The organism is Desulfobaculum senezii, assembly GCF_054657395.1.
Window position 1 is genome coordinate 173,623 of sequence record NZ_BAAHYU010000001.1, and the last position, 15,312, is coordinate 188,934.

14 protein-coding genes and 1 tRNA gene are annotated in these 15,312 nt (G+C 60.4%); 10 read left to right on the forward strand and 5 right to left on the reverse strand.

The annotated features are described in order from the left end of the window. Positions 1–15: 15 nt before the first annotated feature. The 4 genes from ACYQ2T_RS00735 to ACYQ2T_RS00750 all read right to left on the reverse strand — a co-directional run bounded on the left by ACYQ2T_RS00735 (position 16) and on the right by ACYQ2T_RS00750 (position 7,595). Entirely contained in the window at positions 16–1,572 is a 1,557-nt protein-coding gene (locus ACYQ2T_RS00735; RefSeq protein WP_459897651.1) for an ABC transporter substrate-binding protein, read from the reverse strand. 516 nt (positions 1,573–2,088) lie between these two features. Then, positions 2,089–5,685, reverse strand: a complete 3,597-nt coding sequence (locus ACYQ2T_RS00740) for an EAL domain-containing protein (RefSeq protein WP_459897653.1) — start codon at positions 5,683–5,685, stop codon at positions 2,089–2,091. A 398-nt stretch (positions 5,686–6,083) separates the two neighbouring features. After that, the gene (locus ACYQ2T_RS00745) at positions 6,084–6,359 is read right to left on the reverse strand and encodes a hypothetical protein (protein ID WP_459897655.1); all 276 of its coding nucleotides are present in this window, start codon (positions 6,357–6,359) and stop codon (positions 6,084–6,086) included. 549 nt (positions 6,360–6,908) lie between these two features. Then, on the reverse strand, positions 6,909–7,595 hold the full coding sequence (locus ACYQ2T_RS00750; protein WP_459897657.1) for a glycosyltransferase family 2 protein: 687 nt from the start codon (positions 7,593–7,595) through the stop codon (positions 6,909–6,911). 348 nt (positions 7,596–7,943) lie between these two features. Between ACYQ2T_RS00750 and ACYQ2T_RS00755 the strand changes: the two genes are divergently transcribed. From ACYQ2T_RS00755 to pheS, 6 genes are all read left to right on the forward strand, one after another. Beyond that, positions 7,944–8,018: transfer RNA gene (locus tag ACYQ2T_RS00755), tRNA-Val, on the forward strand. 150 nt (positions 8,019–8,168) lie between these two features. Further along, positions 8,169–10,118: a threonine--tRNA ligase gene (gene thrS, locus ACYQ2T_RS00760; RefSeq protein ID WP_459897659.1), complete on the forward strand. Its 1,950-nt coding sequence runs from the start codon at positions 8,169–8,171 to the stop codon at positions 10,116–10,118. After that, positions 10,087–10,614 carry a translation initiation factor IF-3 gene (gene infC / locus ACYQ2T_RS00765; protein WP_404846205.1) on the forward strand — a complete coding sequence of 176 codons (528 nt, stop codon included), beginning with the start codon at positions 10,087–10,089 and terminating at the stop codon, positions 10,612–10,614. Before thrS ends, infC begins: the two co-directional genes overlap by 32 nt. 132 nt (positions 10,615–10,746) lie before the next feature. After that, positions 10,747–10,947, forward strand: a complete 201-nt coding sequence (gene rpmI / locus ACYQ2T_RS00770; RefSeq protein ID WP_404846068.1) for a 50S ribosomal protein L35 — start codon at positions 10,747–10,749, stop codon at positions 10,945–10,947. A 93-nt stretch (positions 10,948–11,040) separates the two neighbouring features. Next, positions 11,041–11,394 carry a 50S ribosomal protein L20 gene (gene rplT / locus ACYQ2T_RS00775; protein WP_404846067.1) on the forward strand — a complete coding sequence of 118 codons (354 nt, stop codon included), beginning with the start codon at positions 11,041–11,043 and terminating at the stop codon, positions 11,392–11,394. Between the two features lie 2 nt (positions 11,395–11,396). After that, the gene (pheS, locus tag ACYQ2T_RS00780) at positions 11,397–12,449 is read left to right on the forward strand and encodes a phenylalanine--tRNA ligase subunit alpha (protein ID WP_459897661.1); all 1,053 of its coding nucleotides are present in this window, start codon (positions 11,397–11,399) and stop codon (positions 12,447–12,449) included. A 131-nt stretch (positions 12,450–12,580) separates the two neighbouring features. Here pheS and arfB read toward each other — a convergent pair whose 3' ends face one another. Continuing rightward, complete coding sequence (arfB, locus tag ACYQ2T_RS00785; RefSeq protein ID WP_459897662.1) at positions 12,581–13,000, reverse strand: alternative ribosome rescue aminoacyl-tRNA hydrolase ArfB; 420 nt, start codon at positions 12,998–13,000, stop codon at positions 12,581–12,583. A gap of 72 nt (positions 13,001–13,072) precedes the next feature. Here arfB and ACYQ2T_RS00790 point away from each other — a divergent pair, with 72 nt between their 5' ends. The 4 genes from ACYQ2T_RS00790 to ACYQ2T_RS00805 all read left to right on the forward strand — a co-directional run bounded on the left by ACYQ2T_RS00790 (position 13,073) and on the right by ACYQ2T_RS00805 (position 15,258). After that, positions 13,073–13,492 (forward strand): NifB/NifX family molybdenum-iron cluster-binding protein, encoded by a 420-nt coding sequence (locus tag ACYQ2T_RS00790; RefSeq protein ID WP_404846064.1) that lies wholly within the window; start codon positions 13,073–13,075, stop codon positions 13,490–13,492. A gap of 38 nt (positions 13,493–13,530) precedes the next feature. Beyond that, positions 13,531–13,800: a hypothetical protein gene (locus ACYQ2T_RS00795; RefSeq protein WP_459897665.1), complete on the forward strand. Its 270-nt coding sequence runs from the start codon at positions 13,531–13,533 to the stop codon at positions 13,798–13,800. After that, on the forward strand, positions 13,797–14,291 hold the full coding sequence (locus ACYQ2T_RS00800; protein ID WP_459897667.1) for a YchJ family protein: 495 nt from the start codon (positions 13,797–13,799) through the stop codon (positions 14,289–14,291). Before ACYQ2T_RS00795 ends, ACYQ2T_RS00800 begins: the two co-directional genes overlap by 4 nt. Positions 14,292–14,526: 235 nt before the next feature. Next, on the forward strand, positions 14,527–15,258 hold the full coding sequence (locus tag ACYQ2T_RS00805; RefSeq protein WP_459897669.1) for a M48 family metallopeptidase: 732 nt from the start codon (positions 14,527–14,529) through the stop codon (positions 15,256–15,258). Positions 15,259–15,312: the final 54 nt, after the last annotated feature.

Below are 15,312 nucleotides of genomic sequence, written 5' to 3' on the forward strand. Positions count from 1 at the left end.
CTCCGACCAAGCTGGCTACTCGACGATCAGGTCGCCAAAGTAGGGGAAGTTCATCACGTTGACGATGTCGTCCACGTTCTTGCACTTGGGGGCGGCGGCCCAGGAGAGGTGCTGCCAGTGCAGGGGCACGAAGGCGGCGTCATCATAGATGATGCGTTCGGCCTTCTTGAGGATGGCGCTACGCTTGGCCGGGTTGGTCTCGGTCATGGCAGCGTTGATGAGGCTGTCCACTTCCTCATTGCAGTAGTTGCCGCTGTTGTACTGGCCGATGCCAGCTTCGAGGTCGCGGCACATCAGCAGGTACTCGGTGTAGTTGCTGGAGTCCTCGGTGTCGGGGTGCCAGCCAACCATCTGGATGTCGGCAACCTGAGCGTCGAACTGATCCCAGTACTGGGCCTTGGGCATGGTCTTCAGGTCAACACGGATGTTGATCTTGGCGAGCATGGCAACAAAGGCCTGCGCGATCTTGGCGTCGTTCACGTAGCGGTTGTTGGGGGCGATCATGGAGCAGGTGAAGCCGTCGGCGTAGCCTGCTTCCTTCATGAGCTGCTTGGCCTTGTTCAGGTCGAAGCGGGGCTTCAGGTCTTCCTGGAAGCTCACGTAGCCCTCGGGGGCCTGCTGACCGGCAGCAGTGGCGCGGCCCTTCATGATCTTTTTGGCGATGCCCGCGTTGTTGGTGGCGTAGACAATGGCCTGACGCACACGCTGGTCAGCGAATTCGGGGCGGCGCTTCTGGTTGAGCTGCAGGGTGATGAGACGGGAGCCGGGCATGGTGATCAGGTTCACGCGGGGGTCGCCGTCGATGCGGTCGTAGTCCTGGGGCGGCACGGGCATGATGAAGTCAACGTCGCCGGACAGGAGGGCAGCCACGCGGGTTGCGGCCTGCTTGATGGGCGTGAGGACGAGCTCGTCAACATTGCCGGAGTTCTTGTCCCAGTACTCGGGGAAAGCCTTGAAGACCATGCGCACGCCGTGCTCGCGGTGGGTCACGGTGAACTTGCCGGTGCCGGACTCGTGGTTCAGGGCGAAGGAGGGGCCAATCTTGACGATGGCGTCCTTGGGCTTGCCGGACTCTTCGTCCATGCCGGTGTAGAACTTGCTGTCCATGGGGAAGATGTAGGTCGCCATGTTGAGCAGCAGGGGGTACGGCTTGGTGGTCTTGATATCGATGGTGTAGTCATCGATGATGGTGGGCTCATCAAAGAGCGTGAACAGCCCCTTGTAGTCCTGGCTCTTTTTCAGGCGGGCGAGGGTCCACTTGACGTCGGCAGCGGTGAAGGTGTTGCCGGAGTGGAACTTGACGCCCTTGCGCAGGTAAAAGCGCATGGTCAGGGGATCGATACGCTCCCATTTCATGGCAAGGCGCGGCTCGAAGGCCATGTCCTTGGTCCAGCGGATGAGCGGATCAAAAACGAGGTGGGAGTACTGGAGCATGCCGCCGGACAGCTGCACATGCGGGTCAAGGGAAACCGGGTCGGCATCAAATGCGACCTTCAGCGTCTTTGCCGAAGCCATGGAGCTCATGCCCATGACCATAACGGCGCAGATGCATGCAATGATAAAACGTCTCATCAAGCACCTCCAAATAGGTAGTTGGGTGACAATACTGTCATGGGCTACAGGCAGCCCCCGCCTGCAGCCTGATGCGCATCTATGAGAAATGCGTATCTTTTCGCGGCAATACCGAAGATACGGCGCGAAAGCAATGTTGCTGGAGGTGCGGTTGAAAGCAAGACGCAGACACCACACGCCCCTTTTCGTCCTGTGGCAGGTATCCAAAACGAAACCACGGGGATGGACGACGTTGGACACTCTTACATTTTCATGACGAAATTGACAATATGAAAGTGGATACGGGGACTTGCGGCCGCAGCTATTGTGGAAATTGGCTGCTGTGGAGAGGGAGGATTCTGCGTTTTTGTCAAAACGTGACGCGGCCCGGGCGTTGCGGGGGTTTTGCCGCTTCGCTCCGGACCGGTCAGGAGGATCCAAGCACGCTGTTTGGAGGACGGAGGCGCTGGGCCGTTGCCTGCGCCGCCAATGGCAGGGGGCGGCGTAAAAGGCAGAGGCGAACCACGCAATTATAGACTAGGCGATGTGCCCGGTTTGTGCAAGGGGGGATGCGAGTTTTTCCATGGATTGCAGCATACTGCTCACCTTGTCGTACGCAACGGGTTTTCCGAAAAGAAAACCCTGCACCATGTCGCATTTGAACTCCTGCAGCAGGTCCAGTTGTTGCTGCGTCTCCACGCCTTCGGCGATGACGTCCAGCCCCATACTTTCGGCCAGCACCGTCATGGACCGCACGGTGCGGCGGTCCTCGGTGCTGGTGCAGATGGTGTTGGTGAAGCGTCTGTCCACCTTGACGGTATCGATGGGAAAGCGTTGCAGGTACGACAGCGACGACTGCCCGGTCCCGAAGTCGTCCAGCGCAATGCTCACCCCAAGGCGTTTGAGGCGGCGGAAGGTCTCCAGCGCGGCGGGCGGGTCGGACATGGCCGCGTGCTCGGAAAATTCCAGCGTCAGGCGTTCCGGGGCCAATCCGGACTCCCGCAGGCAGGCGGCGATGGATGTGGTGATGCCGGAATTCTGCAACTGCAATGATGATATATTGATATGCATGGTGAAGTCCCCCGGAATATGGGGCGACTGAACAAGGCGCGCCATGTCCGTGCACGCCTTGCCGATGACCATCGTATCCAGCTGCGCCACAAAGCCGCAGTCCTCGGCGACACCAAGGAAGTCCGCCGGGCTGAGGAGGCCCCGCTCCGGATGCCGCCATCGCACTAAGGCCTCAACCCCGCAGACCGTAAAGTCCGTCGTGTTGAAGAGTGGCTGGTATTGCAGTTCAAATTCGTCATTGGCCGCGCCGCTGTGCAGGTCGCGCTCCATGGTCAGCATTTGCACGGTCTGTTCGTGCATTTCCTTGTTGAAGACCATGAAGGTGGCCTTGCCCATGCCTTTGGCCTGATACATGGCCGTGTCCGCGTCGCGCAGGATGGCTTCGGTATCCGTATACTGTGTGCCCTGCAGGACAATGCCGATGCTGGCGGAAATGGTGATGGTGGTTTGCGCGGTGACGTAGGGGCGCCCCACCTCGCCCTGAATGCGTTTGACGATGGAAATCACCTCGCGCGTAGAATTGAAGTCCTCCAGCAGGATGGCGAATTCGTCGCCGCCAAGGCGGGCCATGGTGTCCGTATTGCGCAGGGCGGGCTTCAGGCGTGTGGCAACGCGGGTGAGCAGTTCATCCCCAACGTGGTGCCCAAAGGAGTCGTTGACCTTCTTAAAGCCATCAAGGTCAAACAGCAGCACCGCAAACTGGTAGGCCGCGTGGCGCTTGGTGCGCTGGAGGGCGCGCTCCAGCCGCTCGGAAAAGAGATTGCGGTTGGGCAGGCCCGTCAGCGGGTCGTGCAGGGCAAGCCGCGCGAGCTCTTCCTCGTTCTGCTTGCGCTGGATGGCCATGGCTACCTGCTCCGACACGGAGACCATAAGCTCCACGTCCAGCTCCGAGAATTTGTGCGGGTCCACATAGTCCTGTGTGGACATCACCCCGATGACCTTGCCGTCCAGCTTGAGGGGGACCCCCAGCCACACCTCAGACGGTGTGCCAATGACCTCCACGGCCATTTGCTGTTCGCGGTGCAGGAGTTGCGGCTGTCCTGTGCGCACCACTTCCATGTTCATGCCGCGAACCGAGGCGGACGTGATATTCTCCAGCGCGCTGAGGTGTGTTTCCACCTCGTCATGCAGGTAGCGGAATTCCAGCCGGTCTCGGTCTTCGTCCACAAGGGCGATGATGAGGTTGTCCGCGTCGATGTACGCCTTCAGCGCCGCATGAATGGAGGAGAAGAGGTGGTCGAGGTCGCGCGTGGTGCTGATGGCGTTGGAAATGTGGAACAGCACGGCGTTGACGTTTTCCGTGTGTTTGCGCTCCGTGATGTCGGTATGCGCCCCCGCCACGCGCCGGATGGAACCGTCCTCCGCGCGCAGGCCCGCCCCGCGGCCCAGAATCCAGCGGTAGCTGCCATCCATATGCCGCAGGCGGTATTCCACCTCAAAGTGGTCCTGCGTGCCGTGGATAACCGTATGGTTGCAGGCCAGCACCCGTTGTTTGTCGTCGGGGTGGATGCGGTCCATCCAAAGGGTGACGGCCTTTGGCTCCTCCGCAGGGCTCAGGCCAATGATTTCCAGCCAGCGCGGGGAAAAGTAGACAGTGTCCGTCGTCAGGTCCCAGTCCCAGATGCCGTCGTTCGCGCCGGCCACCGCAAGGGCGTAGCGTTCCTCGCTGGATTTGATGCGCTCTTCGTAATGTTTGCGGGTGGTGATATCGCGCAGGGTTTCAATGCCTCCGGCCGGGCAGCCGCAGGTGTCCGGCAGGCGCGCGGCGGTTATCCATAAATACGCTCCCTCGCCGCCACGTAAATTCGGGTGGAAGGTTTCGCAGCGGATAACGTCCCCGTCCCGCGTAATGTTGTCGTACACGTCCGGGAGTTCGGCGCCGTTCAGGGCGTCCAGCAGGAGCGGGCGTTTTTCGTCACCAAAGAAAATCCGCGAAATCTCCGTTGACGGCGCGCCCAGCATTTGCGCCTTGCTTGCGCCGGTCATCTCCTCCAGCGCCTTGTTCCACGCCAGGATGCGCTGTTTTTCATCCACCACAAAGGTCGGGTCCGGCAGGTGCTCAAGGATGTCCGCCAAGCGTTGGCGCGAGGTTTTTTCGTGACTCACCACATTGCGGTACATCCCAGAGACTCCCGTTGCCAGCAGGAGCAGCAGCAAGACCACCCACGCCAAGGCCTGTTGGGTGTGCAGGTCCGACAGCGTATGGGCAATCTCGCGCTCCGGGGCCGAGAGGACCACCGAGAACCGGGCATTGGCAAAGTGCACCTGCGTCCACGCCACCAGCTTGCGCGAGACTTCCAGCCCGCGCATAAGCGGAAACGTGTAGGCATCCGTGCCCGAAGGCTCCGACGTGATGCGCTCATCCACACGGAGCAGGTCCTCAAAGCCCTTGTGCATGCCCTCAAAGATGTTCTGCCCGATGATGTCCGTTTCATGATCGTACAGCACCGTGCCTTCGCCATCCACGAGGAAGCCCGCGCCGTATTGCCCGGACCGGAGTGGCGCGATGAAGAGGTTCGTCAGGTGTTCCAGATTGACGATGATGGCCAGCACCGCCGGGTCGCCAGTGTGCGGCGACAGCGGGTAGAGCAGGCCAAGGCGCTGATCGCTGGGTGTCATGACAAGTGGCGCAACATACGGTCCGCCCGGGATGTCGTGCGCGGCAAGGCGGTGGGCCTTAACCCATCGGACTATGGCGTCCGAAAGGCGCGTGCCGGGCTCGGCTTCGCCAAGCAGCAGCGGAGCGCCTTCGTCAGGGAGCAGCACCATTCCCGCCACCAGCGGACTGCCGCGCAAAATGGAAAGCAGCTCCGGCGCATTCGCCCGCGGGGACGAAACAAGACGCGACGGCGTAATGGCCCGCAGTGCGCCACGTATCGTCCCATCAAGGTCCGACAGCGACTGCTTGAAGCCCTGCGCCGCAATGCGCGTTTGGACATGTTGTTGGTCATTGAACGTCTGCTCGTGGCGCTCAATGGCGTTGCGCTCTATGGACGACGTCACAAGCGCAAAGACCGTTACGATTGCCGTAACGCCAAGCAGGACCTTGAGCGTCAGAAGCATGCTTCTGTTGGCCCATATCCTTTGGAGTGTATGAGGGTGCTGCATGGATGGCGGATACCTTACGCAAAAGGACGCATAAAAACAATATGATGCCGCAATATTGGTGGTCCCATGTCATGCACAGCGGGTCTCAGCGCGGCTTCAAACTGTGAAGCAGGTGAAAAGTGTTGGCAGGTAAGTGCTTTCGGCTGTTGCGCGGCCGTCATCACAGGCGAAAGACAGCGCGAATGCGCTTTCCCGTGTAGGGCTTCGCATGGTGGAGGCAGGTGTAGAGCATTCTCCAAAATGTGGAGTCACACCCCAGCAGCGTCGGTGTAAGAAGGAATTTCAGCCAAAGGGCAAAGAAAAAGGCCCCGCCGGAGGCGAGGCCTTTTTTTGTTGATGACAACGGTGTGGAATTAATCGTCCTGTTTGGCGCACATGTCCATGTAGGTCGACCCGCAGTAGCTCGCAAGGTTGAACGACGTATAGTCGTTCGAGGGATCCTCGGCGTAGCGGAAGCCCAGCTTCGAGTCCGGATTATACTCCGCAACAGTGTCGTTGGACGTGGAGAAGTGCGGGCAGTTGTTATTATTGCAAACCAAGATGAGACCCCAGCCGGTCTCCGGCGGGCCCATCCAGGGCTGAAGCGTTTCGCCGCAATGGGGACACTTGCGGTCCTTCTCGATATCCATTCCGAGACTCCTTGCGTTTAAGAGTTTGTGACTGTTTTCACGTAGAACTAATGCCTCCGGCAACCATTGTCCAGACATACCCGCCGAAAAAACCCGCGGCGCCTCTCCCTTCTCAAATTTCTCGCGTTCGTGCGGTGCGTTGGCGGCGCGGGCGGTGCATTTGGGCGTGTGGGTGCGGGTGGTGCGGGGCTGCTTGTGCTCCGCAGGCCAAAGGGCCGTGCCGGATGGGGCTCAGGAAAAAGATGGGACTTTGCCTCCGGCGGTTTAAGGGCCGAGGGCCCTTAAAGATCCCATGTGCGTACATGCCGGTTGCCTGTATCTGGGGCGGTCGTCACCCCTGTGGTGCTCCCGTCCGTGTGGATGGGGGGATTTTTGGGGGGGCGTTGGCGCTGAGGGAGGGGGCGGTGAGAATCCCTGTTTTGAGTGGGTAAGAAGAAAGAAAAAGGCAAAGACCCCGCCCACCCACCCCCTATTTTCGGGGCGGCTTCCGCCCCGAAAATCCTGGGGATTCTCAAGGGTATCATACCCTTGAGCCGCCGGAGGCCCTCTTCACTCTTTCTTCTCTTTGGCGGCTTGTCGCCAGTTGACGCCGGTGCTGTCGAGTCCGTTTCCGGCGTCGTAGATGCCGACGATGGCGTCCGAGACGATGGTGGAGTGTGCGCGGCGGGAGTACTTGAGAATATTGACGTAGTCGGCTTCGTAGCCGCCGGTGCTGGTCCACCCGCCGCAGCGGGTGACGACGAGGTCGCGTGTGGCGCAGATGCAGAGGGGGTCGATGTTTGTGGGGCGCACGAGGGGCTTGTCGGGGTCGTGTACGGGCAGCTGGAGCACATTGGGGAAGGCGCGGGACGTGTCAATTGGCGCGATGTGCAGGTCGGCGTGACGGGCCGCGTAGTGAATGCGCAGGGCGTCTGACGTGAGGGCGTTGTCGTCGTCGAGGAAGATGACGTGCGTGCCGCGGCTGGCGCGAAGGAGCGCGTGACGTACGGCGTTGCCGTAGTCGCCGTCGCGCGGGAGGTCGTAGAATCGGACGAAGTCCGGCGCGGGCGCGCCGTCTGGGGCAACGCGGGGGCCGGTGACGCCGTCGTAACCGACGAGCATTTCGATGCGCGCGTCGGGGGCGTCAGTCGCGGTGAGAGCCTGATGGGCTGTGGCGACGCTGGCGATGGCGGCGAAGAGGGCGCGGGGGCGCGCGCCGGTGCTGGGTGTGATTATACTATAGATAATGGACGGCATGGATGCTGGCCTCGTGGTCTGGTACGGTGCTGACGATACGGGAGATAGCGCCACGGTAGCCGATGCACGGCGTGCGCGCAAATGTCCGGGGGAAACGTGGCGCCTTGGCGGGATATTTTGGCGCGCGGAGATGAGAGAAGATGCGCCATTCCAAGGGGCTGCGAGGAGGGGTGAAAAATCCGGAGGATGCGCTCTTTGGAAAAAGGGTGTAATATTGGTATATTGTGCGCGTGGGGTGAAAAGAGGCGCTGTCAGAGGCCAAAAAAAGCGACTTTTTTTCAAAATATCCTTGACGGCGGGGTGGCGTCTCTGTAGAGAGTACCTCGTTCGCAACGACGAACCACGAATAGGCCCGTAGCTCAGGGGGAGAGCACTTGCTTGACGCGCAAGGGGTCAGCAGTTCAAATCTGCTCGGGCCTACCATTCGAAATCACAAAGGGAGGCCTCTATGGGTCTCCCTTTATTGCTATTGGTGTCCTGAAAATGGGTGGTCCGCACTGTAGGCGGGAACCCGAACATCTGGAGTGGTCCGCATTGTAGGCGGGAACTCCATCCAAAGAAAGGAGCAGTGACGTGCAGGTTTTGGTTGCCGACAAGGCAGTGGAGGCACAGGCAGGGAAGACGTGCGGAGAAGCCCTCAAAGAGGCCCTCTCCGGCAAGAAGTTCAAAAAAGTCGTCGCGTGTAAGTCCGGCGACGTCACCCTGGACCTGAGCCACGAACTCACCGAGACCGACACCGCTCTCATTCCTGTATACGATGACACCCCCGAAGGTCTGGACGTTATCCGCCACAGCGCGGCCCACATCATGGCCGAGGCCGTGAAGCGTCTTTTCCCGTCCGCGAAGGTGACCATCGGTCCCGCCATTGAGAACGGTTTCTACTACGATTTCGACTTCGAACGCGCATTTACACCTGAGGACCTCGAAGCCATCGAGGCCGAGATGCGCAAGATTATTGCCGCGGATCATGCCTTCTCGTGCAAGGTGCTCCCCAAGGCCGAAGCCAAAGAGCTTTTTGACGGCATGGGCGAGACCTACAAGGGCGAGATTATGGATGATCTGGGTGGCGAAGAATTTTCCATCTACAGCCAGGGCGACTTTGTTGACCTGTGCCGTGGCCCGCACATCCCGTCCACCCGCTTCCTCAAGGCCTTCAAGCTGACCAATTGCGCCGGTGCATACTGGCGAGGCGATGAGAACAACAAGATGCTCCAGCGCATCTATGGCACCGCCTTTGCGAACGAGAAGGACCTGAAAAAGCACCTCAAGCAGATTGAGGAAGCGAAAAAGCGCGACCACAGAAAGCTGGGTCCCCAGCTGGACCTGTTCAGCTTTCAGGAGCGTGGCGGCTCGGGCATGGCCTACTGGCACCCCAAGGGCGCTCTGCTCCGCACTATCCTTGAAGACTTTGTCTCGCGCGAGATGCTTCGCCGCGACTATGATATCGTGCGCACCCCCCAGATCCTGAAGCGGGAACTGTGGGAGGCTTCCGGTCACTACGACAACTACCGTGAGAACATGTACTTCACGGAGATCGACGACCAGCCCTACGGCGTGAAGCCCATGAACTGTGTTGCGCATATGCTTATCTACAACTCCCATCTGCGCAGCTACCGCGACCTGCCGAAGCGCTATTTTGAGTTCGGCGTGGTGCACCGCCACGAGAAGTCCGGCGTGCTGCACGGATTGCTGCGTGTTCGCCAGTTTACTCAGGACGATGCGCACGTCATTTGCCGTCCCGACCAGCTTCAGGACGAGATCAAGGACGTGATGAAGTGGATCCAGGACTTGATGGGTCTGTTTGACTTTGAGTATACTATGGAACTGAGCACGCGCCCGGAGAAGTCCATCGGTTCCGCCGAGGACTGGGAGCGCGCCACCACCGCCCTGAGTGAAGCAATGGACAGCATGGGGCTGCCATATGAAATCAACGAAGGCGACGGTGCGTTCTACGGGCCCAAGATTGATGTGAAACTGCACGATTGTCTCGGCCGTGAATGGCAGTGTTCTACAATTCAGGTCGATTTCACCTTGCCAGAACGATTTGACATGGTTTACATCGGCGAGGATGGTGAGAGACATCGTCCGGTCATGGTCCACAGAGCCATCATGGGTTCGGTGGAGCGTTTCATCGGTGTCCTGACCGAGCACTACGCCGGCGCGTTCCCCACGTGGCTCGCTCCGGAGCAAGCCCGCATCCTGACCGTCACGGACGCTCAGCACGATTTCGCCGTTGAGGCACGCAAGTTCCTCAAGGCACGGGGAATTCGTGTGGAGGCGGATTTGCGTAATGAAAAGCTCGGTTACAAGGTGCGCGAAGCGCAGCTTGAAAAGGTGCCATACATTCTTGTCGTGGGAGACAAGGAAGTAGAGTCCGGAGGCGTCAATGTACGTCTTCGGGGAGAGAATCTGGGGCTTAAGACCCTGGAGGAGGCTGTAAACATGGTTCAGGCAGATAGCCTGGAACCATTCAAACGCGGAGGAATGAGCTATAGCTTCAGCAGCTATTCGTGCCCGGTGTAACAGGCAGATTCGCGCACGCGAAGTGCGGTTGATCGGCGCTGACGGAGAGCAGGCCGGTGTTTTGCCGACTGATGAGGCCCTGCGGATGGCCCAAGAACTTGGGCTGGATCTGGTGGAAGTGGCACCTAATGCCAAGCCGCCGGTCTGCAAGATTATGGACTTTGGCAAGTATAAGTACGAGCAGCAGAAGAAATTGCAGGCTGCCCGGAAAAAACAGTCCGTTGTCCAGATCAAGGAAATCAAGGTTCGCCCCAAGACGGACGAGCATGATTTCAACACCAAGCTCAAGCACGTCCGCCGCTTCCTCGAAGCTGGCGACCGTGTGAAGGTGACCGTGTTCTTCCGAGGGCGAGAGATCGTGCACAAGGATCGTGGTCTCATGATGCTTGAACGCATGGTCGAGGCTGTATCCGACATCGCACGTGTCGAGCAGCAGCCCCGCTCCGAAGGCCGTGTCATGAGTCTTCTGGTTGCACCGCTGGCCAAGAAGCCGTAATCCTCCGCACGTAACGACGCCAAGGCCGCCTGTCGGCCACGCGATATGTCCGGAATAGGAAAAACGCTCGGCGGTTCCTGCCACCTCGCGGGGACCGCTGTTTGTGTGCTTTCCACAGCTAAGGAGACAACAATGCCTAAGATTAAGACCAACAGAAGCGCTGCCAAGCGTTTCACCAAGACTGGTTCCGGCAAGATCCGCCGTCGCAAGCAGGGTCTGCGCCACATCCTGACCAAGAAGAGCGCCAAGCGTAAGCGCCGTCTGGGTCAGGGCTCTCTCGTTGATTCGACCAACGAGAAAGCCGTGAAGCGCATGGTTCCCGCGCTGAACTAGTCTGACGACCGTTTTACAACACAACATCCTGTAAATCGTTCTCCCTGCCGTACCGGGGTAACCTTGGGGGTAGGGTAAAGGAGGAAAGGAACGATGAGAGTCAAAAGAGGCGTTAACGCCAAAAGACGTCATAAGAAATATTTGAAGATGGCCAAGGGCTACCGCGGTGCACGCCATGCGCTGTACACCACCGCCCGTGAGACCGTCGAACGCGCACTCGTGTACGCTTACCGTGACCGTAAGGTCCGCAAGCGCGAGTTCCGCAAGCTGTGGATCATGCGTATCAATGCCGCTGCCCGCGAGCACGGCATGTCCTACAGCAAGTTCATGCATGGCCTGAAGCTGGCCGGTGTGGAGCTGAACCGTAAGGTTCTGGCCGACCTCGCCGTTCGTGAGAAGGCTGCCTTCGCCAAGGTGGCAGAGATCGCAAAAGCCAAGCTCGGTTAATCATGTCTGACGCAGGAAAGAAGCTCATAGATGAACTCAAGGCGCTGATCCCGTCCTTTAAGGACGAGCTTGATCAGGCCGGTTCTGCTGAGGCCCTGGAGGAACTTCGTGTGAAGTTCCTGGGCCGCAAGGGCCAGTTGGCGACACTGCTCGCCGGCCTGCGCGACCTTTCCGCCGAAGACCGCCCCGAGGCGGGCAAGACCGGTAACCTGGTCAAGACCGAGCTTACCGATCTGTTTGACGCCCGCGAAAAGGCCCTGGCACAGGAGAAAGAGGACGCCGCTATGGCGACCTTTGACCCCACCATGCCCGGCCGCACTCCCGAGATGGGGTCCTTGCACCCCATTACCACCGTCATGGAGGATATTTGCTCCGTGTTCGGCGGCTTGGGATTCGAGGTGGTCACCGGCCCCGAAGTCGAAACCGACTTCTACAACTTCGAGGCACTGAACTTGCCCCCCGAGCACCCCGCCCGCGATATGCAGGATACCCTGTACATCACGGATCAGGTGCTGCTCAGGACGCATACCTCGCCGTTGCAGGTTCGGACCATGCTGAAGCGCAAGCCGCCTGTGGCGGTCATCGCGCCCGGCAGGGTCTACCGCCGCGACTCCGACCTGACGCACACGCCCATGTTCCACCAGATCGAAGGATTGCTTGTGGACCACAACGTGAGCATGGCCGACCTTCGCGGCACGCTGACGTCGTTCGTGCGCCAGATTTTCGGTACGGATACCGAAGTGCGCTTCCGTCCCAGCTTCTTCCCGTTCACTGAACCGAGCGCGGAAGTAGATATCAGCTGTGTGATGTGTGGCGGCACCGGTGAAGTCGATGGCGAGCCTTGCCGCGTCTGCAAGCAGACCGGCTGGGTTGAAATCCTCGGCTGCGGCATGGTCGACCCCGAGGTCTTCAAGGCCGTGGGGTACGACCCCGAAGTCTACACCGGTTTCGCTTTCGGTCTCGGTATTGAGCGAGTCGCCATGCTCAAGCACGGCATCGGCGACCTGCGCATGTTCTTCGAGAACGACACGCGTTTCCTGCGACAGTTCTGCTAGGTCCTAACAGACCGGACACTATCGCTGGCAAAGCCCCCGCAACACCGTTGCGGGGGCTTTTTTACACGCGCTAAAAGAGGCCACCCCATGCTGCTTGGCGTCGCGCGTGGCCCATTGACGTGGAAACGCGCCTACTCCGAATCCACCCGTCGGCGCAGTTTTTTTATGGCGCCGCGTTTCTTCTTGCTGTCCACCCGCCGGCGGCGTGAGGCGAGGGTGGGGCGGGTGTTGCGGCGTTTTTTTGGGGTGACAAGGGCCTCGCGCAGGATTTCAGCTAGGCGTTCGAGGGCGAGGGCCTTGTTGCGCTGTTGGCTGCGCGTGTCGCTGACGCTGACGCGCAGCACGCCCCGGCTGTCGAGGCGCGAGCCGAGGCGCGTCATAATGCGCGCCTTTTGGTCTGGGGTCAGGCTTTCGGAGGCCGCCACGTCAAAGACGGCCGTGACGCGGGTTTCCACTTTGTTGACGTGCTGCCCGCCGGGACCGCCGGACCGCGAGGTTTCAAATCCTATTTCCCCATCGGAAATCTGGCAATTGTTGTTGACTTTGAGCATTGCATATCTACCTTTATCCCTTATGCAGGCCCAAAGGGGCCTTACACCTTCATGACTATCAGGAGATGACACATGAAAATAGCGCTTCCGACCAAGACCGTCGACAATGTTGCCGTTGTGGACAGCCACTTTGGCCACTGCGAATATTTTACGGTTGTGACCGTGGACGAGGCCGCCAAGGCTGTGAGCGCCACAACGCGTGTGGACGCTCCCGAGGGCTGCGGCTGCAAGTCCAACGTCGCTGACCTGCTGGCTGCCGACGGCGTCACCGTGATGCTGGCTGGCAACATGGGCCAGGGCGCGGTGGACAAGCTGGCCGGTGTCGGCATACAGGTACTGCGTGGTTGCGATGGCTCCGTTGAGGACATCGTGGCCAAGTGGTTGGCTGGCGAAGTCGAGGACAACGCCGAAATTTGCGACCATCACGACGAAGACGGCCACGCCTGCCATCATGGGCACGAAGCGCCTACCCTGCGTCCGCTGGGGGAATAGTGCCTGACGGACCACGTGTTGCCATACAGCGTTTTCCCATGGACGCCGCGCTGGCGTTTTTTCGTCTTGAGGTGTCCTTCGAGGCGCAGGTAGCATCTCTTGCCGCCTACGTCGAACACTTGGAGGCCGCCTTGGCGGCGTACACCACCGAGACCAAGGTGTCACTCTCCAGTGATGGCGCACGATTTATCATAGCTTTTCTTACAGATGTCGCCCCGCTTGAAAAGGACGGCATGGAAGCGCTGGCTGCGGAAACCGCGGCGGCCTTTCAGGCCGGGCAGGCGGGCGAAAAAGGAACCACCGAATGAGTCAGACCAATTGCCCCTGCGGGTCGGGAAAGGACTTCGCTGCCTGCTGTGAGCCGTATATCACCGGCGCTGAAGTTCCCGCCACTGCCGAGGCGCTGATGCGCGCCCGCTACAGCGCCTACTGTAACGGCGCGCTGGACTATCTGTACGACACCCTGTGCGCCAAAAAGCGCCCCCACCACGACCCCGAGGCCGTGCGCGAATGGGCGGAGACCAGCACCTGGGTGGGGCTGACCGTCCATTCCACCAAGGACGGCGGCCCGGATGACAACATCGGCGAAGTGGAATTCACCGCCACTTACGAGCAGGGCGGCGTGCGCCACGAGCACACCGAACTCAGCTTTTTCGAGCGTGAGGACGGCGCGTGGGTGTACACCGACGGCCGCGTGCGCGGCAATCCCACGGTGCGCCGTGAGGAACCAAAAGTTGGCCGCAACGACCCGTGCCCCTGCGGCAGCGGTAAAAAATTCAAGAAGTGCTGTGGCCGCTAGGCGGTCCTGACGCAACATATATTCCCACCGGGCCGTTGTCGGGCGGCGCATGCCTGCGTTGCCCGCGCCCGGGGCGGGAGCCGTCTTCGCTCGACTCGGTTCCTTGCCGCGCCTTGGGCGCGCCGCCCAGATGAGCGCACCTCTTTGGCTCTTTTTCACGTTTTTGCCTTTCACGCCGTCTGCCTGAGATGGTTTCTTTCCCCTACGCCGCCAACGGCAACCCTACAACGTCGCCATGCCCAAAGCTCAAACGCCTTCCCCCACGCCGCTGCCGGACTATACGGTCCGAGAGAGTGCCCGCGCCAAGCGCGTTATTCTGCGTGTGACGCCGCGCAGCGGCCTTGAGATTGTTGTGCCGCGCGGGTTTGATACCTCGCGCGTGCCGGGCATTGTCGCGGACAAGGCGGAGTGGCTTCGCCAGACGTTTGCGCGGCTGGAGCGGCGGGGCATTGTGCCCGGCGCGCCTGTAGCCGCGCCGGATGCCCTGCATCTGTGCGCCGTGGGTGAAACGTGGCGGTTGGAGTTTGTGGAGCGGGAGACGCCAAACTCGCGCGTGCGGCAAAGCGGGCCGGGGCGGCTGCTTGTCACCACGGGGCGCGACGGCAACGAGGGCGCCCGCACTGCTGTGCGCCGTTGGTTGCAGGCCCGTGGCCGCGCCGTACTGGTGCCATGGTTGCGCGAGCTCTCAGCCGAGCTTGGTCTGCCTTTTGAGCGCGCGCAGGTGCGCGGCCAGCGCACCCGGTGGGGAAGCTGTTCCGTGCGCGGCACCATCAGCCTGAACTGGACCCTGCTGTTTCTGCCGCGCGAGCTGGCGCGGTATGTTCTCATCCATGAGTTGTGCCATACCCGGCACATGAATCATTCCCAAAACTTCTGGGCCCTTGTGGCCCGCTATGAACCCCGCTGGTATGAGCTGGACCGCGCGCTGAATGCGGCCAATGCCTCTGTTCCCTTGTGGCTGTCCTAAGCTGGGCTTGTGATGGCGCGCTGGCCTTGAGCCGGGCGCCCCATGTGCTCTGGT